At 60.2% G+C, this 20,791-nt stretch carries 22 protein-coding genes and 1 pseudogene; 16 read left to right on the top strand and 7 right to left on the bottom strand.

The features are described 5' to 3' along the window. Positions 1–3 precede the first annotated feature (3 nt). Together nirK and G3256_RS03565 are read right to left on the bottom strand one after the other, a co-directional pair. Positions 4–1,221, bottom strand: coding sequence for a copper-containing nitrite reductase (gene nirK / locus G3256_RS03570; RefSeq protein WP_169639523.1), 1,218 nt, complete (start codon positions 1,219–1,221; stop codon positions 4–6). Positions 1,222–1,279: 58 nt separating this feature from the next. Continuing rightward, positions 1,280–1,711 carry a pseudoazurin gene (locus tag G3256_RS03565; RefSeq protein ID WP_206040787.1) on the bottom strand — a complete coding sequence of 144 codons (432 nt, stop codon included), beginning with the start codon at positions 1,709–1,711 and terminating at the stop codon, positions 1,280–1,282. 159 nt (positions 1,712–1,870) lie between these two features. Here G3256_RS03565 and G3256_RS03560 point away from each other — a divergent pair, with 159 nt between their 5' ends. Continuing rightward, positions 1,871–2,587, top strand: coding sequence for a Crp/Fnr family transcriptional regulator (locus G3256_RS03560; protein WP_169639522.1), 717 nt, complete (start codon positions 1,871–1,873; stop codon positions 2,585–2,587). 6 nt (positions 2,588–2,593) lie between these two features. On the opposite strand, the gene G3256_RS03555 is transcribed toward G3256_RS03560, so the two are convergent. Then, positions 2,594–2,806, bottom strand: a complete 213-nt coding sequence (locus G3256_RS03555; RefSeq protein ID WP_169639521.1) for a DUF1858 domain-containing protein — start codon at positions 2,804–2,806, stop codon at positions 2,594–2,596. Positions 2,807–2,926: 120 nt separating this feature from the next. Here G3256_RS03555 and G3256_RS03550 point away from each other — a divergent pair, with 120 nt between their 5' ends. From G3256_RS03550 to G3256_RS03520, 7 genes are read left to right on the top strand one after another with little or no spacing between them, the layout of a single operon-like run. Beyond that, the gene (locus G3256_RS03550) at positions 2,927–3,379 is read left to right on the top strand and encodes a c-type cytochrome (RefSeq protein WP_169639520.1); all 453 of its coding nucleotides are present in this window, start codon (positions 2,927–2,929) and stop codon (positions 3,377–3,379) included. A gap of 12 nt (positions 3,380–3,391) precedes the next feature. Next, the gene (locus tag G3256_RS03545; RefSeq protein ID WP_169639519.1) at positions 3,392–4,741 is read left to right on the top strand and encodes a cbb3-type cytochrome c oxidase subunit I; all 1,350 of its coding nucleotides are present in this window, start codon (positions 3,392–3,394) and stop codon (positions 4,739–4,741) included. A gap of 3 nt (positions 4,742–4,744) precedes the next feature. Continuing rightward, positions 4,745–5,539, top strand: coding sequence for a CbbQ/NirQ/NorQ/GpvN family protein (locus G3256_RS03540; protein ID WP_169639518.1), 795 nt, complete (start codon positions 4,745–4,747; stop codon positions 5,537–5,539). A 5-nt stretch (positions 5,540–5,544) separates the two neighbouring features. After that, positions 5,545–7,428, top strand: a complete 1,884-nt coding sequence (locus G3256_RS03535) for a nitric oxide reductase activation protein NorD (protein ID WP_169639517.1) — start codon at positions 5,545–5,547, stop codon at positions 7,426–7,428. Position 7,429: 1 nt separating this feature from the next. Beyond that, complete coding sequence (locus G3256_RS03530; protein WP_169639516.1) at positions 7,430–7,606, top strand: protein NnrT; 177 nt, start codon at positions 7,430–7,432, stop codon at positions 7,604–7,606. Then, the gene (locus tag G3256_RS03525; RefSeq protein ID WP_169639515.1) at positions 7,603–7,851 is read left to right on the top strand and encodes an NnrT protein; all 249 of its coding nucleotides are present in this window, start codon (positions 7,603–7,605) and stop codon (positions 7,849–7,851) included. The genes G3256_RS03530 and G3256_RS03525 overlap by 4 nt, the downstream gene beginning before the upstream one ends. A gap of 1 nt (position 7,852) precedes the next feature. Continuing rightward, positions 7,853–9,055: an NnrS family protein gene (locus G3256_RS03520; protein ID WP_169639514.1), complete on the top strand. Its 1,203-nt coding sequence runs from the start codon at positions 7,853–7,855 to the stop codon at positions 9,053–9,055. A gap of 394 nt (positions 9,056–9,449) precedes the next feature. Here the strand turns inward: G3256_RS03520 and G3256_RS03515 are convergent, their stop codons facing one another. The 3 genes from G3256_RS03515 to G3256_RS03505 form a co-directional block, all read right to left on the bottom strand. After that, a complete protein-coding gene (locus G3256_RS03515; protein WP_169639513.1) occupies positions 9,450–9,803 on the bottom strand; it encodes a hypothetical protein in 354 nt (117 codons plus the stop codon). Positions 9,804–10,236: 433 nt separating this feature from the next. After that, a complete protein-coding gene (locus G3256_RS03510; RefSeq protein ID WP_169639512.1) occupies positions 10,237–13,317 on the bottom strand; it encodes an efflux RND transporter permease subunit in 3,081 nt (1,026 codons plus the stop codon). Further along, positions 13,314–14,417 (bottom strand): efflux RND transporter periplasmic adaptor subunit, encoded by a 1,104-nt coding sequence (locus tag G3256_RS03505; RefSeq protein WP_169639511.1) that lies wholly within the window; start codon positions 14,415–14,417, stop codon positions 13,314–13,316. Before G3256_RS03505 ends, G3256_RS03510 begins: the two co-directional genes overlap by 4 nt. 248 nt (positions 14,418–14,665) lie before the next feature. Here G3256_RS03505 and G3256_RS03500 point away from each other — a divergent pair, with 248 nt between their 5' ends. Further along, positions 14,666–15,673 carry a serine hydrolase domain-containing protein gene (locus G3256_RS03500; RefSeq protein ID WP_246227752.1) on the top strand — a complete coding sequence of 336 codons (1,008 nt, stop codon included), beginning with the start codon at positions 14,666–14,668 and terminating at the stop codon, positions 15,671–15,673. Between the two features lie 218 nt (positions 15,674–15,891). Here the strand turns inward: G3256_RS03500 and G3256_RS03495 are convergent, their stop codons facing one another. Beyond that, positions 15,892–16,659, bottom strand: a complete 768-nt coding sequence (locus G3256_RS03495; RefSeq protein WP_169639510.1) for an IclR family transcriptional regulator — start codon at positions 16,657–16,659, stop codon at positions 15,892–15,894. A gap of 74 nt (positions 16,660–16,733) precedes the next feature. Here G3256_RS03495 and G3256_RS03490 point away from each other — a divergent pair, with 74 nt between their 5' ends. The 7 genes and pseudogenes from G3256_RS03490 (at position 16,734) to G3256_RS03460 (ending at position 20,711) form a co-directional block, all read left to right on the top strand. Further along, complete coding sequence (locus G3256_RS03490; protein ID WP_206040786.1) at positions 16,734–18,089, top strand: selenium-binding family protein; 1,356 nt, start codon at positions 16,734–16,736, stop codon at positions 18,087–18,089. Continuing rightward, entirely contained in the window at positions 18,080–18,493 is a 414-nt protein-coding gene (locus G3256_RS03485) for a 2Fe-2S iron-sulfur cluster-binding protein (RefSeq protein WP_169639509.1), read from the top strand. Before G3256_RS03490 ends, G3256_RS03485 begins: the two co-directional genes overlap by 10 nt. 3 nt (positions 18,494–18,496) lie before the next feature. After that, on the top strand, positions 18,497–18,961 hold the full coding sequence (locus tag G3256_RS03480) for a CoA-binding protein (protein ID WP_169639508.1): 465 nt from the start codon (positions 18,497–18,499) through the stop codon (positions 18,959–18,961). Between the two features lie 53 nt (positions 18,962–19,014). After that, the gene (locus G3256_RS19295) at positions 19,015–19,392 is read left to right on the top strand and encodes an enoyl-CoA hydratase/isomerase family protein (protein ID WP_281359598.1); all 378 of its coding nucleotides are present in this window, start codon (positions 19,015–19,017) and stop codon (positions 19,390–19,392) included. Further along, positions 19,371–19,850, top strand: coding sequence for an enoyl-CoA hydratase-related protein (locus G3256_RS19290; protein ID WP_281359597.1), 480 nt, complete (start codon positions 19,371–19,373; stop codon positions 19,848–19,850). Before G3256_RS19295 ends, G3256_RS19290 begins: the two co-directional genes overlap by 22 nt. Before the next feature lie 52 nt (positions 19,851–19,902). After that, positions 19,903–20,190, top strand: a pseudogene (locus G3256_RS19135) (glycine cleavage system protein T); the annotation flags it as partial. A gap of 113 nt (positions 20,191–20,303) precedes the next feature. Beyond that, positions 20,304–20,711 (top strand): VOC family protein, encoded by a 408-nt coding sequence (locus tag G3256_RS03460; protein ID WP_169639507.1) that lies wholly within the window; start codon positions 20,304–20,306, stop codon positions 20,709–20,711. Positions 20,712–20,791: the final 80 nt, after the last annotated feature.

Raw genomic sequence — 20,791 nt, 5'->3', positions numbered from 1 at the left:
ATGTCAGGTCGCGAAATCACGGGGCGCAACAACCTGTTCCATCAGATTATTGTCCCATTCGCCTTCGACCACGAAGTGAGCGGTCGCCCCCAGCAGAACGCCGATGATGAGGTTGTGATTGACGTAGGCATAGACGCCCGGCTGCTCAAAGGTGTACATCGCCGCCGCCGCACATCCGCCACGCACAAACCATGTCTCAACACCGGTGAGCGCAGGATCGGTGAAAGAGGTCTCCCAGACATAGTTGCCGTGTCCGCCGATCAGGTGCGGGCGGCTGTCCACGTTGCACGAATTATGCACCATCAGGACAGTCTCACCCACTTTGGCCCTAAGGGCATTATCGCCCGTGAGCGCGCCAACACTGCCGTTGAAGACCTGATGCGTCGGCACCAGCGTGCGCATTGCATCAAGGCTGTCGGAATAGTCGTCTCCGGCGGCTTCATATGACCTGTAGTCGCCGTTTTCATCTTTGGGCAGATAATAATCCTGCTCGCCGATATAGGCGATCGAGTCGTACTTCAGCGGGTTGCCGTCTTTGTCCTTCAGCCCGTCGCGCGGCAGCACCATAACAGCACCGTTCATACCATGACAGACGTGATACGGGATCATCGCACCACCCGGCGCACAATGGTAGGTAAAGCAACCCGGCTTGGTCGCCTTCCAGCGCAGCACGGTCTCTTCCCCGGGATACACATGGGTCAGGCCACCGCCCCCGAGCGCACCGGTCGACGCGTGAAAGTCAATGTTGTGTTCCATCACGCTGTCGACGGGGTTGCGCAGGGTCAGTTCGACCATGTCACCCTCGTGACATATGATCAGCGGCCCGGGAACAGAGCCGTTATAGGTCAGCGCCCAGACGGATGCACCGGTGTCCTCATCGACGACCATCAGCTTTTCCGTGGTCTCCATGGTGACTTCGATGATCTTCGGCCCGCCCGTTGCCACCTGTTCATGCTGCGGCGCAAAGGGGGGAGCTACGAGTTCCTGCCTGACGCGGGTGTAGCCGGACAGATCGGCTGGTTTTGCAGTGCTCTCCGCCGCCTGACTGCCCGCCGCCCTGTACAGGTTGCGGGATGTCGCATTGATTGCATCGACCTTCGGCATCCGTGCTTTTGCCAGAGCGCTGCCGCCGGTGATCGCCGCAGCGCCTGCCAGAACGCTTCCGCGCAGGACGTTGCGGCGGCTGGTCTTTATTTTTGCTGAGTTATTGAAACTGGTCATGGTTCCTCCGTGAGGTTGGTTGCCGCGCATGGTCTCTGACCCGCGCGGTTGGAAATTTTCAGAGATTGCCGAGCTGCGCCTCAAAGCGTTCTTTCGCTTTCTTCGGCACCCGGCCCTCGAGAAAGCCCTCAGGGGCCTGCACATCACCGACGGCGATGGTCATCACCATGCCCATGGCATAGTGCGGCTTGCAGATCACACCATAGACGCCTTCGACGTCGAGAGTGACTTCGACTTCCTCATTGATTTTGCCTTTGAACGGCACGGCGCCCTCGGGCAGCATATCCTTGCTGACCTCGGCATTATGTCCCTTGTCGGTTGCGACGAACCTGATTGTATCGCCGGGCGCGGCCTGAACGAAGGCCGGCTCAAACACCATGCGCTCCCCGTCGGACCCTTTGTTCAGCATCTGAATTTCAAAGGTTTCGGCACAGGCAGCGCCCCCCAGCAGGGTGACCATAGCAAGGCCGGTTGCGAGCGTTCGGATCATGATCCTGTTCCTTTCTGATTATTTTGATTTCCGGCTTCAGGTTTACGCCTTTGCGGGTGATCTGATTTGCGCTGGCGCAAACGTCTGGCCGAAACCGGGGAGGCGCAGGACGGGCGCAATACCATGGCCTTGCCCGTGCAGGTGTGGCAGGGTCGGTGCATGAATAGCCCGCCCGCGCGCAAGATATTTCCCCGGCTGGATGAGAGCCTGCTGACCCATCTGCCGCCGTTCTCAAAGCTGGACCGGCGGGAGATCAGAACCATTCTGGATCAGGCAACGTCGCTGAGGTTCGACCCCGGGGTCGCTATCTTCGAGGAAGGCGTTCCGGCCGACCGGTTTTATATGCTTCTGGACGGGTATGTCCGGGTGGTTCGCATCGCTCCGACCGGAGAGCAGGTGACGGCACTTCATGTGCCCGCCGGTCAGCTCATAGGTATCGCGCGCGCCCTCGGGCGGGAAAACTATCCCGCGACGGCCGTCACCGCGTCCGAGACACTGGCGCTGAGCTGGCCGACCCGGCTGTGGGACGGTTTTGTGTCTGACTACGACGGCTTTGCAACCGAAACGTATAAAACCGTCGGGCACCGCGTCGGAGAGATGAACGACCGCATCGTCGAGATGGCGACACAGCAGGTGGAACAGCGCGTTGCCAGTGCAATCCTCAGGCTGATCAGTCAGACCGGGCGCAGGGTGTCTGACGGCATTGAGATAGACTTTCCGATCACCCGCCAGGATCTCTCAGAGCTGACGGCGACGACCCTGCACACGGTCAGCCGGCTTTTGTCCGCCTGGGAGAAAGACGGGCTGGTGCACAGCCGGCGCAAACGGATCACGGTGCGGGATGCCCACGCGCTGGTGGTGCTGAGCCAGAGATAGCCCGAACTACATCAGGCCGGCGGCTTCCATCAGTTCGGTCAGAAACGCGTCTTCGTTCAGGTGATACTCTCTGCAGGCATCGGTGATGGTATGAAACGGGCTGACCATGCAGCCCACGCAGAGCATCCTGTGCCTTAAAAAGACCCGCACCGTGCCGGGCCACCGGGTCATCAGTTCATCCAGCGGCAGATCCGGAACGCTCAGGCGCGGACAAGACATGATGTCTCCTTTCCCGAACGTTATACACCGCGCAATCGCGCCAAAGGTTGTGCCAGCACAAACTTCCGATCCTCCGGCATCTCTAGAAAGAGGCTATCCCGCATTCAAGGAGGCCTGAGTATGGCTGAATTTCTGACGAAATCACGGGCGCGCAACATCTTCTACGGAGGCTCGGTGTTTTTCGTCGTGGTCTTCATCGGGATGACAGTTCACTCGCACAGGTATGTTGTCGCCACGTCGACAGCCGGAATGCCACTGAGCGACGCGGTCCGTCATGGCAAACACATCTGGGAGGAAAACTCCTGCATCAACTGTCACAGCCTGCACGGAGAGGGTGCGTATTTTGCGCCCGAGGTCGGCAATGTGATGACCCGATGGGATGTTCTCGATGATCCTGAAGACGCCTTTGAGACCCTCAAGGGCTGGATCGAAGCACAGCCCAGCGGCATCGAAGGCCGCCGGCAGATGCCGCGCTATGAGCTGTCTGACGAGGACATTCGCGGCCTCGCGGAGTTCCTGCGGTGGGCAGATCAGACCGACACACAGGGCTGGCCGCCCAATGAAGCAGGTTAGGGAGGAAAGACAATGAAATATCAGTCTCAGAAAGTGGCTTACTGGTACATCCTGGCCGCGATGGCCCTTTTCGGCATTCAGGTGCTGGGCGGATTGCTGGCAGGCTGGATCTATGTCTCGCCCAATTTCCTGTCTGAACTTCTGCCGTTCAATATCATCCGGATGATCCATACCAACGCTCTGATCGTCTGGCTGCTGCTGGGCTTTTTTGGTGCCGCCTATTTCCTGATCCCGGAGGAATCCGAACGCGAGATCTGGTCGCCGAAACTGGCCTATATCCAGCTCATCATTCTGCTGGTGGGCACGCTGGGGGCGGTCGGATCCTACCTTGCCGGCATCCACGGCGGACGCGAGTTTCTTGAACAGCCGCTCTGGGTGAAGTTCGGCATCCTCGTTGCCGCGCTGATCTTTCTGCTGAACGTGTCGATGACCGTTCTGTCGGGTAAGAAAACGGCCATCACGAATGTGCTGCTGATGGGCCTTTGGCTGCTGTCGCTGCTGTGGATTTTCGCCTTCATCAACCCCGACAACCTGTCGCTGGATAAAATGTACTGGTGGTTCGTTGTGCATCTCTGGGTCGAAGCGACCTGGGAACTGGTCATGGCGGCGATCCTTGCCTTTTTGTTACTGAAGCTCACCGGTGTTGACCGCGAAGTTGTCGAAAAATGGCTTTACGTCATCGTCGCCACGGCGCTGTTCTCGGGCATTCTCGGCACAGGACACCACTTTTACTGGATCGGCCTGCCCGGATACTGGCAGTGGGTCGGCTCGATCTTTTCGACATTCGAAGTAATCCCGTTCTTTCTGATGATGAGCTTTGCCTTTGTCATGGTCTGGAAGGGACGAAAGAACCATCCCAACAAGGCCGCTCTGCTGTGGTCGCTGGGGTCATCCACCGTCGCCTTCTTCGGGGCGGGTGTCTGGGGCTTTCTGCACACGCTGCACGGGGTGAACTTTTACAGCCACGGCACACAGATTACCGCCGCGCACGGACACCTCGCTTTCTACGGTGCCTACGTCGCGCTCAACCTCGCGCTCTTCTCTTATGCGATGCCGATCCTGCGCGGCCGCATGCCCTATAACCAGGTGCTTAACATGGCGAGTTTCTGGCTGATGACGGGCGGCATGGCATTTATGACCTTCGTGCTGACTTTCGCCGGCACCATCCAGACCCACATGCAACGGGTGGTGGGGGACTATTACATGGATGTCCAGGACAGCCTGTCGGTCTTTTACCTGATGCGGTTTGGCGCTGGTTTTGCGGTGGTGATCGGGGCGCTGCTGTTCATCTACTCCATGCTGGTGATCCGCAAATCCGAGGTCATCGAACCCGGACCTGCCAATCCGGTACCGGGAGAGTGAGAAATGAATATCGCAAGCACTCCGGATCTGCCGTTTTACCAGCCTGCGGGCGGCGAATGCGAGCTCTTCAGGACGGCCCATAAAAACGGTCTGCCCCTTCTTCTGAAGGGGCCGACCGGCTGCGGGAAAACCCGGTTTGTCGAACACATGGCCGCGCGTCTGGGCAAACCGCTCCACACTGTCGCATGCCATGATGATCTGTCGGCAGCGGACCTGATCGGGCGCTACCTGCTCAAAGGGGGCGAGACGGTCTGGACGGACGGGCCGCTGACGCGCGCCGTGCGCGAGGGCGGGATCTGCTATCTTGATGAGGTGGTTGAGGCGCGCAAAGACGTGACTGTCGTGCTGCACCCGCTGACGGACACCCGGCGCACGCTGATGATCGACCGCACCGGAGAGGAACTGCTTGCGCCGAAAGACTTCATGCTGGTGGCCTCCTATAACCCGGGCTATCAGAACGTGCTGAAACGGCTGAAACCCTCTACGCGACAGCGTTTCCTGTCGGTGTCTTTCGATTTCCCCGACCCGGAGACCGAGATTGCCGTCGTGGCCGCCGAAAGTGGTCTGGCGCGGGATCGTGTCGTGCCCCTGGTGCGGCTGGCCGGGCACATCAGGCGCTTGTCGGGCATGGATCTCGAAGAAGGCGTCTCGACCCGACTACTGATCTATGCGGCAACGCTGATGACAGGTGGCACGGGCGTGGATCAGGCCCTTGAGGCGGCGGTTATCGAGCCGCTCAGCGATGAGCCCGATGTGCAGCTGGCACTGCGCGATCTGATCGCAACAATCTACGGATAAAGAACATGCGTCTCCTTGATCTCATGGAGCCTGAAGAAACTGTCGGAAACATCTGGCACGATCTGGCCTGCGGGATCGGCGCAGAGGTCCTTTACCCCGACGCAGCCATAGCACTGTCCTCGGTCCGTCCGAGCCTCGCTGTGCTGTTCCGGTCTCTTGGTGGCGCGCCGGGCGTCGAACTGAGCGAGGCTACGGCGACAGTGGTCCGGCACCGGCGATCGGTCCGGCGCAGACTGGGCGCGGACAGAGATCGTGAATGGCTGGCCCGCTTCGACGGCGAATGCCTTGCATTGCCGCCTGTCATTGCGGTCTTCCCCGACCCTGTACTGAACCGTGCCGCTTATTTCTGGCTCACTGCGCTGGCCGCGACAACGGATGTCACGACAATCGACCTCAGCGGAGACGGACCTGCTCGTGACTGCGCCCTGCTTCGCGCCAATGCGGCCGCGGCTGGCAAGGCCGACAGCGCCTGCCCGGGGCTGCGGGACGCCTTTGCTCAGATGATACAGTTCTGTCTGTCCGCGCGCCCCGACGTTGCACGCCCGGCCGTGGAAGCCGCAATGGAGGTCGCCGTCTGCGATCAGTTGCGCGGTCTTGAGCCGACCCTGCCCGCAGGTCCGGCCCCGCGCGGCTATATGCCTTTTGCACCGGTGCCGGTCTGGTTGTGCTTTGCCCCACCCGGCTCCGGCAATGCCGCCGGAGATGGGCCTGCGGATGCGGCGACGCCGCCCCCGAATGCCGCCTCTTCGAACCGCAAACCGGGCCGGCGCAAAGATCAGGATCAGCACAGCCGCAAGGACAGCCTCATCATCCATCGCTTCGAATCCATCCTGTCATGGGTGGAATCGATGAACATCAACCGCAGCATTGACGATGATGACGAAGAAAACGCTCAGAAAGCCGCCGACGATCATGACGAGATCACCCTGTCCCGACAGGATCGCAAAGCCGCGACCCGTCTGCGGCTGCATCTTGATCTGTCTCCCGCAGACGCTGATCACGAAGCACTTGCAGGAAAATTCACCTATCCCGAATGGAACCACCGCAGCCGCAGCTATATGCCGGATCACTGTCGCGTTCTGGATGCGTCGGCAGAACCCGGCGCGGACCTCTTTGCCCCGGACGCGCGCCGCCTGCGCGAGGTGCGCAGGCAGTTTGAGGCGTTGCGCCCGCGCCGCATTCTGCAGCCACGGCAGCTGGAGGGATCTGAGCTTGATCTTGATGCACTGCTGACCACGCGCGCCGATCTTCTGGCGACCGGCCGCGGATCAGACCGCATCTGGCAATCCGCAAGACAGACCGAACGGGATCTGTCAGTCGCCTTTCTGATCGATACATCGCGCTCCACCGAAGCCGCCATCGGTGACACATCGGTCATCGGGGTGGCACGCGAAGCAATGGCGGCCCTCGCGGGAGGCATCGACGCGGCAGGAGACAGGCTCGGGATATGGGGCTTTTCTTCGCTGCGCCGGGACCGCGTTTTTATGACACGGTGCAAGGCCTTTGACGATCCGATGTCGTCCGACATCACCCGAAGCATCGGCGCACTCAGACCCGGCCACTACACCCGGCTGGGTGCCGCGATCCGCCATGTCAGCGCACAACTGGCCGAAGAACCATGCGCGCGGAAACTGCTGATCGTCCTGACCGACGGCAAGCCTAACGATCTTGATCACTATGAAGGCCAGCATGGGATCGAAGACAGCCACATGGCTGTGCGCGAGGCCCGGAACGCCGGGCAGAGCCTGCATGGCATTATCATCGATGCAGACGGACAGGACTGGTTCGCCCGCATCTTTGGCCGTGGCGGTTTTACCCTGCTGCCCGATCCGGAACGCCTGACCCGGGCACTGCCCGACATCTACCGCACCCTGACGCAGGAGACCTGATATGCGCTGGATAACTTTTTTGTTCACGAGCCTCATGGCAACGTCTCTGAGCGCCGACGGCTTTGACCGTCCTGTCCCGCAGGCCCAGTCGGCCACGGCCGAGTTCTGGTACGCGCTCGCCTGCCTCGCGCTGATTGTCGCGATGGTGGCGGTACACCGTCTTGTGGCGCGCAGATGACCGGCGAAGGCTGGTCCACGACACAGATCGCAGCAGCACTTTACCCCTTCGGAGCCGGGGCCGCTGCGGTTAACGTCTTTTTCGCCTCACTGATCTTCAGCTGGGTGGGCGGGCCTGTGGCAACGACGTCCTGGTCGGTTGGTCTGGGCTGCGTTCTCGCTCTGCCTGCGACCTGGTATTTTGCCCGCCACATCCGCCGGCTGATGGATGCAGCCGACGCAGATCAGCAGAAAACAGGCGCCTGAGATGACACCTGCCCGGGCCGGACAATCACAAAGAGGTCAGCGCACCGCGCTCTTCAGTTTCGGCTTCAGACCTTTTTTCCTCTCAGGCGCAATCTGGGCCGTGCTGGCGATGCTGCTCTGGTTAACGGCTCTGTCTGGTGCGATCACCCTGCCCACACGTTTTGACCCTGTTTCCTGGCATGCGCATGAATTTCTTTTCGGATATCTGGGTGCCGTTCTGGCGGGGTTTCTGCTGACCGCGGTGCCGAACTGGACCGGGCGACTGCCCATGGTCGGCTGGCCCCTTGTCACGCTCTTTGCGCTCTGGGTCTCGGGACGCCTGGTGATCTTCTGGTCGGCTCTGCTTCCGGGCGTCATCACTATGGCCGCAGATCTGAGCTTTCCTCTGGCGCTGCTTGTCGTAGTCCTGCGCGAGATCATCGCTGGCAGGCACTGGCGAAACCTTGTCGTCCTGGCGCTGCTGGTCCTTTTCATTCTGGCCAATGGCATCTTTCACCTTGAGGCAATGACAGGCGCATATCCGGCGCAGGGCTACGGGCTTCGGCTGGGCCTCGCAACTGCGGTGATGATAATCGCGCTGATCGGTGGCCGGATCATTCCGTCGTTCACCCGGAACTGGCTGGCACGCACCGGCAGGACAGCGCGGCCTTCACCGCCGATGCAGAAGTATGACAAACTGGTTCTTCTGGCGAGCGTGCTCATCCTGGCTCTTTGGGTCGCACGGCCTTCCGGCTCTTACACCGCGTCGTGTCTTCTGGTGTTTGGCCTTCTGCATCTCGTGCGTCTCCTGCGCTGGCAGGGACATCAGACACTGACTGAACCGCTTGTCTGGGTGCTGCATGTCTCTTACGCCTTTATTCCTGCCGGTGCCGCAGCACTCGGCATCAGGCTGGCAACAGACCAGGACACAACCGTTGCGGCCCAGCATCTGTGGATGTCGGGCGCGATCGGGTCAATGACACTGGCGGTGATGACACGGGCGACGCTGGGCCATACGGGAAAAGAACTGACCGCCGACCGGGGCACCGTGATCATTTACCTGTGTTTATTCGGCTCCGTTCTGGCGCGGGTGGCCAGTTCACCCCGGCTCGATCTGAGCAGTTTGTCCGGCATCCTCTGGCTGGCAGCTTTCGGAGGATTTGCAGTCATCTACGGCCCGCTGCTCGCCAGGCCGCGAAGGGTGCAGCCGGACCCGCAGGAATGACCCGGAGCGACCTTGTGCGATATCTGATGCCCCCCCCGGGGCACGCTGGGAATAACGCAGATCAGAAAGCCACCCGCACCTGCATAATCCGCGCATCCACAAAATCGTTTTGCATCCGGCTTTATGGCCGGACCCGGATTGGAGGTTGACATTAAATTATCATATTCGCAAAGCGGGCATCGATCTTATCGGCCCGGTCAGAATGATGTGCTTTGAGTTTTCTGCGTTCGTTTCGCCAAAATCAGGCAGTGTCACGTCTTCTGACGCGCCAGGCTGCTATCCTCAACAAGCGCCGTGCTGAAAGACAGGCCGCCGCCCGCCAGGACGGCCCTCAAAGATGGAAGCGTATTATGAGCGACGGCGGGCTGAACGGGCAGCTGAAGGCTGACTTGTTTCAGGGATTGGCATCTGTTGCCCACGGATCAGGATGTCCTCGCATGACGCAGTCCAGCTCAAATGTTGAAAGAGATTTCGTCTGAACTGCATCTTTTTGAGCCACCCAGGGAAGCCATCCCTTCAATGTCTTCTGCCAAGCAAATTCGCTCGGAACACACTCATGGGGAATCAAATTGTCGGTTCCATAAACCTCGCTGAGCAGTTCATAGAACTCGTTCCAATCGTCCCCCCAGATACCCAAGTCCGAGACAATCTGCGATTGAGAAGTGACAGAGGCCAACACGTTCTCTGACACTCCAAACCGTTTAAGAGCCTCCAGAACCCGCTCCGGTGCTTGTGTTGCATGATCCAAATGCGTGCCTCAATTTCAGAGTATACTGATAAAAATATGGCCGCCCGCCATTAACTCGCAAGGCTTTTGAGGCCTGCGATGATTGAGGTCTCCGGGTTGCCAGGCCTTGCTCCCGTCGCGCTCTGTGGTGACACTTCTGCTTTGCAAACCCAGTGACATTTCTACTTGGTTGCAACATCTTACTAGCGGCCGTTCCCGGCCTTGTTATGACGTCTTCATTACATTAAATTATTATCATTACGATTTATTTTAATCGATCAGATCAGTCGTAGGCCGGCAGTGTGAAAACTGTAACAGTCCTGCCGGGCCTGATTGCCACGTCCTGACAGAGGCCTCTTCCGCAGCGTCGATGCACAGACTCTCAGGTTGCTCCGCAGCGCACAGCCGTCCGGTTTTATATAGCAATGCTTTCGCATCAGGCCCTGCTCCGGTTTCAGGATTTTTCGAGAGCGGCCAGTTCTTTTTCAAGAGCCTGCGCACCCGAGGCGCGCGAAGATGTGAACCCGCTGACAAGGACATAAGCTGCCGGGGTCAGGAACAACGTGAAAACCGCAGCAAGCCCCAGCCCTCCGACGATAACCCAGCCAATCGCTTCGCGCGCCTCGGCGCCCGGTCCGCTGCCAAGGATCAGGGGCAGGCCGGACATCACGGTGCAGATGAGCGTCATGGAAATCGCGCGCAACCGAACCCGGGCGGCCTCCAGCGCCGCCTCCACCACAGAACTGCCTGCGTCACGCAGCTGATTGGCGAATTCGACCAGAAGGATGCCGTTCTTGGCCATCACACCGATCAGGACGAGAACGCCGATCTGGCTGTAGATGTTGATCGTGATCCCGGCCAGCAGCATCGCATAGACCGCCGCACAGACACCGAAGGGCACGGTCAGCATGACGACAATCGCGCTGGTCAGGCTCTCAAACTGCGCCAGCAACACCAGAAAGACGACAAGTAATGCGATGATATAAGTGGCCATCAGGGCAGATGACGTTTCATCCAGCGACGCGGCTTCGCCAAGAAAGATCAGGCCGATCCCGTCGGGCAGTTTTTCCTGTGACAGCACGCGGACGTCGTCGATCACATCGCGCAGGCTGACGTCCGGCGAAACGGATGTGTCGATCTCGATGGCGCGGCGTTGTGCGTGGCGATCCAGTTCGGCTGCGACGCCTCTTTCTTCCAGGGTCACGATCTGGTTGAGCGGGATCAGCTCATCCTCGTCCGAACGGACATAAAGGCTCATCAGGTCAACCGGGTCACGCACCGCACCCGCCGCCGATTGCAGCAGCACGGGCACTGCCTGATCATTGATGGTCAGCTCGGCGATTTCATCTTCATCGACGAGCGCCCGCAGAGTATCCGACAGCGTCGACATCGGCACGCGCAGGTCCGAGGCACGCGCACGGTCCACGCCGATGCTCAGCTGCGGTTGCGTGGCCTGATACTGAATGCGCACGCCCGACAGCCCCTCAACCTCTGCGAGATCCCGCGAAAAGGCATCCGCTGCGGCCGCGATTTCAGGATAATTCGGCCCGGTGAGGGCCACGCTGAGGCCGCCGCCGGAAGATCCGCGCAGACCAAGACTGTTGCCGCCCCGGATCCGGCTTTGCGCGCCTGGGATCATGGCAAGTTTTGATCCGATCTCAGCTTCTATGTCCGCCTGACTGATATCCCGGTCCTCCCACGGGATCAGCCCCATGCTGATTGCCCCGCGGTTGAGATCATAGCGTCCGGTGATTGAATACAACGCTTCGGCCACGCCCGCATCGACATAGGGTTGCAGAATTTGCTCAACCTGAATGACCTGAGCGTCGGTATAATCGAGGCTGGTCCCGTCGGGCCCCTGTATCCAGACTGATACCCTGCCGCGATCTTCCGCTGGCACCAGTTCCTCACCCAGATCATCATACACCAGCAATGCGCCGCCCGCGAGAAGGCTCGCGGCCACGATGGTCACCAGTGGTGCGCGGATCATCGGGCCCACAAGCGTCGCATACCCCTGTGCAAGCCACCGCCCCGGACGTTCGAACACCCCGCCGCTCCTGCCCAGCGGGTCTCCCAGCGAGGCAAGCATCGGGCAGATGGTCAGGGCGACGAAAGAAGAGATGATGACGGTAAAGGCCAGCACGAACCCGAACTCGGTAAAAAGCCGCCCCGCTTCTCCCGGCAGAAAGGAGATCGGAACGAATACTGCGATCAGCGTCACCGTTGTCGCGATCACCGCGAAAAAGACCTGCCCCGCGCCCACAACGGCGGCGGCTCTGGGCCCCATGCCTTCCTGTCTGCGGCGCTGGATGTTTTCGGTCACCACGATGGCGTCATCGACGACAAGGCCGGTCGCCAGAACCATTGCCAGCAGCGTAATCAGATTGATCGAATAGCCCAGAAGCCAGATGCCCGCGACGGAGCCGATCAGGGCCACGGGGATTGTAACGGCAGGAATGAGTGTGGCGGCCAGATGCCCGAAGAACACCCACATCACTGCAATAACAATAACAAGCGCGAGAGCCAGTGTCTTGATCACCTCAACAATGGAACCTTTGATAAACACAGCGTCGTCATTGGTGATCTGAAACCCCAGATCGGGAAACCGCAGCTGAAGCCGGTCAACCGCATCAGCCATCTGGTTTGAGATGCGCACCGTATTCGACTGCGCCTGTCGCACAATGCCGAGGCTCACGATCATGCGGCCATCCAGGCGCGCGACACTGTCGGCGGTCGCCAGCCCGAAAAACACGGTCGCCACATCGCCCAGGCGTACAGTGTCGCGCAGAACCAGATCCTCGATCCGTTCAGGGTTGGAGACCGTCGCATCCGCGCGCACCAGCACCTCCAGTGCGCCCGACCCGAAGCTGCCCACGGGCACGTCGAATTGCGCGGCGCGCAGCACATCGGCCACCTCCCCGATCGACATCCCGAAAGCGGCCAGCCTGTCGGGCCGCACCTCAACCCGCAGAACCCTTTCGCGGGCCCCGAAAAGAACAACCTCTGCCACACCGTCAAGGGCCGTGAATTCGGTCGCAATCGCGTCTTCAACAAGGCGTGTCAGATCGTCTATGGTGCGACGATTGCTCCAGACGGCGATGTCGATAATCGGGTTGGCATCCTGTTCTGATTTCACCACGAACAGATCTTCGACCCCGTCGGGCAGACGGTTTTCCACCCGTGCTACGGCCTCGCGCACATCGTTCGACGCACTGTCCAGATTCCGTCCCGGGCTGAACTCGACACGCATGCGAAAGTTGCCTTCCTCAGACGAGGTACGCACCGATCTGACCCCGGCAACCCGCGCCACAGCACCCTCGACCAGCGAAGCGACTTCGGCATCCACCGTGGTCGGCGACGCGCCCGGATAGTTTGCGCGGACAGAGACGACCGGCCGGTCCACGTCCGGCAGTTCGCGGACCTCAATGCCCCACAGGGCGCCGATCCCGGCAAGCACAATCAGCAGGCTGAAAACGGCCGCGAGATACGGGCGGCGCACGCTGAGATCACTGATCCCCCTGCCTGCGAACTTCATGAGCTCGGTTCCTCGTCATCATTCAGCACCTGAACCGCACTCCCGCCGCGCAGCCTTTGCGTACCCTCAACGACAACAGGATCGCCTGCGCTCAGCGGTCCGTCGACAATCACCAGCCCCGCGCGACGCCGGACAAGGCGAACCCCTACCCTTTCGGCTGCACCATCCGTCACACGCCAGACATGCAATGCTCCCTCTGAGAACTGCAGCGCCAGTTCGGGCACCGCAGGGAAGCTGTCGCCCGGCAGATTGAGCATCAGCGCAAAGGATGCGCCGGAGCGCAGCAGATCGGCGGAATTATCAATCGTTGCCCGAACACGGTTGGTCCGGGTCGCGGCATCCACACGGCTGTCAATGGAACTGATCCTGCCGCCAAAACTGCGGTCCGGCACCGAGGGTGTGGTCGCCGACACGCCAAGCCCGATCGACACCCGACCCAGAAGCGCCTCGGGCAGATCGAATTCCAGCAGGATGCGACTTCGGTCATCAAAACTGGCAATCGGGTCATCCACGGTGATCCTGTCCCCGACCTCAACCGAGGCCAGACCCGCGATGCCATCAAAGGGCGCGCGCAACACTCTGTTGTCGAGATCATCCCGGGCGCGGTCCAGTTCTATTCCGGCAACCTGAAAATCGGTCTGCACCTGTTCGAGCCGCACATTCGTTGCAACCCCGCTGTCCTGCAGGCGCAGATATCTGTCGCGCTCATCTCTGGCGCGGGAAAAACGAGCTTCGGCGAGGGCCACGGCAAAGCGTTCATCCGCGTCCTCAAGCTGCATCAGCGTGTCGCCTTCGGCAAACCTGCGCCCGGCCTCGATGTTGAACTGAATGATTTCGCCACTGGCCGGTGCGCGCAGCGTAATGGCACGCAGGGCAAAACCCGTGCCGATAGCCGACAATGTGCGATCATCCTGAATGATTTCTGTGAAGGCAACGATCACCGGCGTGCCTTCTGTCCGCCCCTGCCGCTGCTGTCCCGCCGGGGTGTCCGCTGACGACATACCACCCAGGTAAAACAAACCGTTCCGGAAATGCCAGAAGGATGCAACGGCTGCAATCAGACAAGCGCAGATCACCAGCTGTTTCAGGAAAGACATCATTTGTGTCACCACCCGTATGAAAATATGACCGAAGATCTGAAGGTAGCGTCAACACACCAAAGGTCACGCAGGCCTGTGCCGCTGTTCGGTCAGTATCACCCCAATTCGGGCAAATGTCGCGACACAATTGCAGTGAAAGGCATGGCATTCTGTCCGGGAGCGCAATTTTGCGGCAACGTACCGTCCTGATGCCAATTGCCACCTGCGCGGTCTGCACTACCTTCTGGCCGGTTCAGGGGGAGATACCAGTGCGCCAGATCAGCCGTCGTTCCGTCATCGCGGGCGCAGCCGCGCTCATACCCGCCCCGCTGCGTGCGCAGGCGTCAGGCTGGGATACGGTCGCCGGCAAAGCGGGTGCGCTTGAGCAATGCCACGCAGTGCTCGTTCATCAGCATGGCGCGCCGGTTGTGTCAGAGGTCTTCCGGGGTCCGCCGATGGGGCGCTCTGTCCCCGTCAAATCAGTCTCGAAAACGATCGTGGCGGCGCTGACCGGAGCCGCAGTTGATCGTGGAGAAATCCCGTCACCTCAGGCCACGCTGGCTGAACTTGCGCTGGGGCTGATCCCAGGCGGCGCCGACCCGCGCGTTGCGGAGCTTACTGTTGAAGACCTTGTAACGATGCAGGCCGGTCTCGAACGGACATCGGGTGCAAATTACGGCGGCTGGGTCAGCAGCGCCAACTGGGTCAGCAATGCGCTGTCACGCCCCTTTGTCGCGCAGCCGGGCAGTCGCATGCTTTATTCGACAGGGTCTTTTCATGTGCTTGGTGCCGTATTGTCGGAAGTATCAGACAAGAGCCTGCTGACCCTTGCCCGCCAGCGGATCGCCGAACCGCTGGGCATTGATATCCCCGCATGGACCCGCGATCCTCAGGGCCGCTATCTCGGTGGCAACGAGATGTCGATGAGCCTGCCAGCCATGGTGCGGTTTGGCGAGATGTACCGCCGCAACGGATTATGGGAGGGCACACAGGTGCTGAGCCCCGGTTGGGTTGATGCTTCCTTTCAACCCGTCACGCGTTCGCCATGGTCCGGCCTGCGTTACGGATACGGCTGGTTTCTGGGGGCCTCAGGCGGGAACGACTACGCGCTGGCACGCGGGTATGGCGGACAGATCATCTGTGTGGTTCCGCAGCTAGCGCTGACGATTGCCATCACCTCAGATCCGACGCGCCCGGCGCGGAGCGGCGGGTATTTCGGTGACCTGATGGAGCTGATCGAGGGAACAATACTGCCGGTCGCGAGAGCCGAACTCTGATCTTCTGCAATACCACGGTTCCGTCACGCGGCCGAAACATCACAGCAGCCGGGATGGTGATTTACACAGGCCACAGAAATCAGGTTGGCGGCACCCGTAACCGGCCTCTTCGGTCTGCATCTGAGACACTTATTCCCACGGAGCGAGTGCCCGGAACGGGTCTGTTCCGTTCATCATGGCACGCGCTTTGAGCCTGAGACCTGCGTGAGGGGTGAACGTCAGGACGCGTCATTAACTCTGGCATCCTGAACGGTTTCCCAGCCCAGGCTTACGGAAATCTCCCGGGCGATCTGTACAATCCGGGATCCGAGATCCGCGCGGAACGCAGGCGTGAAGACCCGCACGGAGCCTGTCGCCCCGATGGACATCATGGCCCCCGGCCCGTCCGGCGCAAGCGGGGCCGCGACCGAACACATGCCGCGCTCGATCTCTTCCACGCATTCTGCAAAACCGCGCTGGCGGATCACTTTGAACTCGGCTTCGAGGTCCTGCACATCTGTCAGCGTAAATTCCGTATAGGCGCGCAAATGACCTTCCATTTCGCCGGTCACGAACAGGTCCGGCGAAAAGGCGGCAACGGCCTTCGAACAGGAGCAGGCGTGCAGCGGGCGCCGGCCGAGACCGGGATGGAGATAGGACACACCCGTGTCCGGCGTCTCCACATGAACGATTTCGACGGATTTTCCACGCAGCCGCGACAAAAAGAATGCTGCACCCACACCGGTCGCGGCCTGCTTCAGAGTTGGTCTGATCAGCTCCAGCAGCGCGCGGTCAGAATGATCGCTGTTCGTGATCGCCTTCAGCCGCGTGCCGATCGTAAACCGGCCGCGCCCGACGGGTTCCACAAGGCCAGCGCTCACCAGGTCCTGCACAAGCCTGTAGGCCGAAGGCTTTGGCAGGTCAGAATGGGTACAGATCTCGGCCACCGTCGCCTCTCCCTTCTGTCCTACAATTTCAAGAATGCAGGTGAGCCGTTCGAGGTGCATAAATTTTTACCTTGTGAGAATCTTGTTCTCGAATTACGAGAAATAACATGTGATCGCAAGGGAGGAACGCAATTATGGACGGTGCATGCTGCGGCCCGGGCTATGCCAGCCCTGCAGAGGCCATCAAAGCCCCACGCGAAAAACTGCTCTACACAATCGCCATTTACACAGGCACGGGGATTCAGAAACCGGACTATCTCGCAACAGTGGATGCGGATCCGGACAGCCCCACCTACAGCCAGGTGATCCATCGCCTTGAGATGCCCGGGATCGGAGACGAGCTGCACCACATGGGCTGGAATGCCTGTTCGTCCTGTCATGACGACGCCGGCATGAGCCGCAAATATCTGCTGGTGCCCGGTGTGCGGTCCAACAACATTCATGTGATCGACACGGCGACCGATCCGCGCGCGCCGCGCCTGCACAAAGTGATCGACGGCGCGGAGATCAGATCAAAGACGAACCTCAGCGGCCCGCACACCGTGCATTGCCTCGGATCCGAGATCATCATCTCTTTCCTCGGTGACGCAAAGGGTGAGGCACCCGGCGGCTACCTGCATCTCAATAAGGATTTCGAGATTGTCGGTCGCTGGGAAAAGACCATGGGCGACATCCCCTTCAGCTATGATTTCTGGTATCAGCCGCGGCACAACGTCATGGTGTCCTCGGAATGGGCCGCACCCAATACCTTCATGCCCGGTTTTGACCTCGAAGAAGTCGGTCACCTGAAATATGGCCGCCGCCTGCACATCTGGGATTTCGAGGCGCGCAGGCCGGTCGAGACCCTTTATCTGGGCGAGGACGGGCTGATCCCGCTGGAGGTCAAGTTCCACCATAATCCCGACAGCAGTCACGGCTTTTGCGGTGCCGCCCTGTCGGCCAACGTGATCCATTTCTGGAAGTCTGATGCGGGCAGGTGGGAGTGGGAAAAGATCATCGACATCGAAAATGAGCCCCACCCCGAATGGCCGATCCCTGTGCCGGGCGTGATGAGCGCCATTCTTGTGTCGATGGACGACAGATATCTCTATCTCAACAACTGGCTGCATGGCGACATGCGCCAGTATGACATCACCGACCCGCACAATCCGGTTCTGACCGGACAGGTGTGGATGGGCGGGCTGCTGGGCCGCGCGCCCGAGGTCAACGGCGTAAAGGTCGCGGGCGGGCCCCAGATGTATCAGCTGTCGCTCGATGGCAGGCGGCTCTATGTCACCACGTCCCTGTTCAGTACGTGGGACAACCAGTTCTATCCCGAGATCCGCACACAGGGCGGTGTCATGGTGATGATCGACTGCGATGTCGAAAACGGCGGGATGAAGATCAATGAGGATTTCATCGTCAATTTCGGCAAGGAGCCGAACGGGCCCAGCCGCTGCCACGAAACCCGCTATCCCGGTGGCGATTGTACGAGCGATATATGGTTGTGAGCGGGACGCGCACCATCACAATCGCCAATCGCGCAGGAGCGACTTACAAGGTCGAGGCCCGCCGCCCGCTGCTTGAGACGCTGCGTGAACAGGGCGTCGATCTGCCCTATGGCTGCAAATACGGCGGCTGCATCACCTGTGCCGCGCTGCTGACGGCAGGTGAGGTGGATCAGCGCCGCCAGGTGGCGCTGAACAACCGCCAGATCAACAACGGTTACGTCCTGCTCTGCGTTGCGCGTGCCGTTACCGACTGCACCCTGGAGATCGGCGTCGAAAGCCACGACAAGCTCTACCGCAACCCCTTCCTCGACCCGCTTGAGCCGCATGAGCTCAAGGCCGGGATCGCCGCGCCCGCGCCCTCAGGCCGCGAAGCGGTGGGCCAGAGGCAGAATAAGGAGACCTGAACCATGCCAGCGACCGCACTGGACGAACGGTGTGATTATGACCCGAAGTACCTCGCGGACATTCTGAAGTCCGTGAAAACCATCGCGATGGTCGGGGCCAGCGCAGACAAGACCAAATTCAGCTACGGGGTCCTGCGCGTGCTGCATGAAACGGGGTATGATATGATCCCGGTGAATCCGAACCCGAAGCTGACTGAGATCCGGGGCATACCGGTGTATCACTCGCTCCAAGAAATCAACCGGCCTGTTGATATGGTCGAGGTGTTCCGCCCGAAAGAAGAGTTTTACGCCATTGCCGAACAGGCGATTGCCATCGGTGCCAAAGTGCTCTGGGGGCAGATTGATGTCTATGACGATGCCGCCGCGAAAATGGCCGAAGACGCCGGTCTCAAAGTGGTGATGAACCGCTGCCCCAAGATTGAGCTCTTCCGGCCTTTCTGGAAACCGCGCCTTGACCTTCAGATCTGAACCGGCCGGCCTTTCGCCGCCGGGAAAAGGCCGGGGGCACGCTGGCGTTAATCATGGACGGTACATCGCAAAACGACACCCTTATCCTGCGTTCTGATCGTAACGGCATCGCTGTCCTGACCCTGAATTCACCCGGATTCATCAACGCCCTGTCAGAGGCGATGCCGGCCGCATTCTCTTCAAAGCCGGACGCGATTGCCGCCGATTGCAGCGTCAAAGTGGTCCTTCTGCGCAGCAGCCGCGGCCACTTCTGCGCCGGCCACAACCTCAAGGAAATCACCGCACACCGTGCTGACGACGACGGGGTGTTCCGGTATTTTCAGGACCTCTTCGCTAAATGGCCGGCGATGATGCTGCGCGTTGTGCGCCTGCCGCAGCCGGTGATTGCCGAGGTTGCGACATCGCCACTGTGGCGGGCTGTCAGCTTGTAGCCTCCTGTGATCTGGCCGTGGCCGCCGATGATGCGGCATTCGCAACTTCCGGGGCCAACATCGGGCTCTTCTGCTCGACCCCGATGGTCGCTTTGTCACGCAACGTGCCGCGCACACTGGCGGAAAATATGATGGCGAAAGATATCGTGGCGGGCATCGGTACGTTCGCTCGTAAAGAACTGATGCCTGACCGGACCGGGAGAATGATGTACAAGAGGCCGGAATGTGCGCTGGCGGTGCCGATGTTCGGCGCTGTTCTGAACGCCAACAACACGCGGCTCGATGCCACAACGATCGCTTACATTCTGGAGCATGGCGAGGCAAAGGTCCTTCTGGTCGATACAGCACTGTCGGAGATGGCGACCGGGGCCGTGGCATTATCAGGCCGTGACCTGCTGATCATCGATATCGAAGCAGCTAAGGGCCGGGCGGTGACAGGATCGGGCGCTGACCCATAACAATCTGCTGGCCGGGGGTGAGCGCGAATTCACCTCTACGCTGCCGGATGGCGACCGTGACGGTGTCCCGCTGATCATTTCGCGCACCGGCTGGTCGAGCGACCTGGGCTACGGGATTTTCCTGCGTGACGTATCGGCGGGAAACAGGCTCTGGGAACACATTATGGCCGCTGGCACACCTCTGAGTCTCGGGCCGGGTCACAATTCCGGCATCCGCCGGATCGAAGCGGGCATGCTGTCCTGTCACGCCGACATGAACCTCGCGAACAATCCCTATGAGCTGAACATGGACCGCCTGATCAATCTTGAAATGGAGGCGGATTTCACCGGCAAGGCCGCCTGACTGGTCGTCCGGAAACTGTTCTCAGCAGCATTCCCCTGATAAAAGCCGGTACAGGCAATGTCCTGCAGGAGTGTTGCCCCGATCAGTCCGACAGAAAGCATCCGAACAGCATGAGAATTTATGTCACGAGCATATTCGTCGAGGACCAGGACAGGGCAGAGAAATTCTACACCGACGTACTGGGCTTCCGGGTCAAAAACAATATTCCCCTGGGCGAAAACCGATGGCTCACCGTCGTATCCCGCGAAGACCCGGAGGGAACAGAGTTGCTTCTGGAGCCCGGTGATCACCGGGCGGTTAAACCGTATAAGGACGCACTGGTTGCAGATGGCATTCCGGCGCATTCGTTCCAGGTGGGATCACTCGACGCTGAGTGGAAGCGACTGGTCGGTGCGGGCGTGAGTTTCGTTCAGGAGCCGCTGGACGCAGGGTCAGTTCGTATGGCGGTTTTTGACGATACATGCGGGAACCTGATCCAGCTGATAGAGATGGTGGACCCCGCCACCGAGCAGTCCTGAACAGAAAGAACTTTGCCCCGACCGGTTTCCCGAAGCCGTTTGCACAAAATTTGTGGCCGCAGGAATATCCCGGATTGCCC

It is taken from the genome of Roseobacter ponti (assembly GCF_012932215.1).
Lineage (GTDB): Bacteria > Pseudomonadota > Alphaproteobacteria > Rhodobacterales > Rhodobacteraceae > Roseobacter > Roseobacter ponti.
This window is presented reverse-complemented; position numbering and strand designations above follow the sequence as displayed.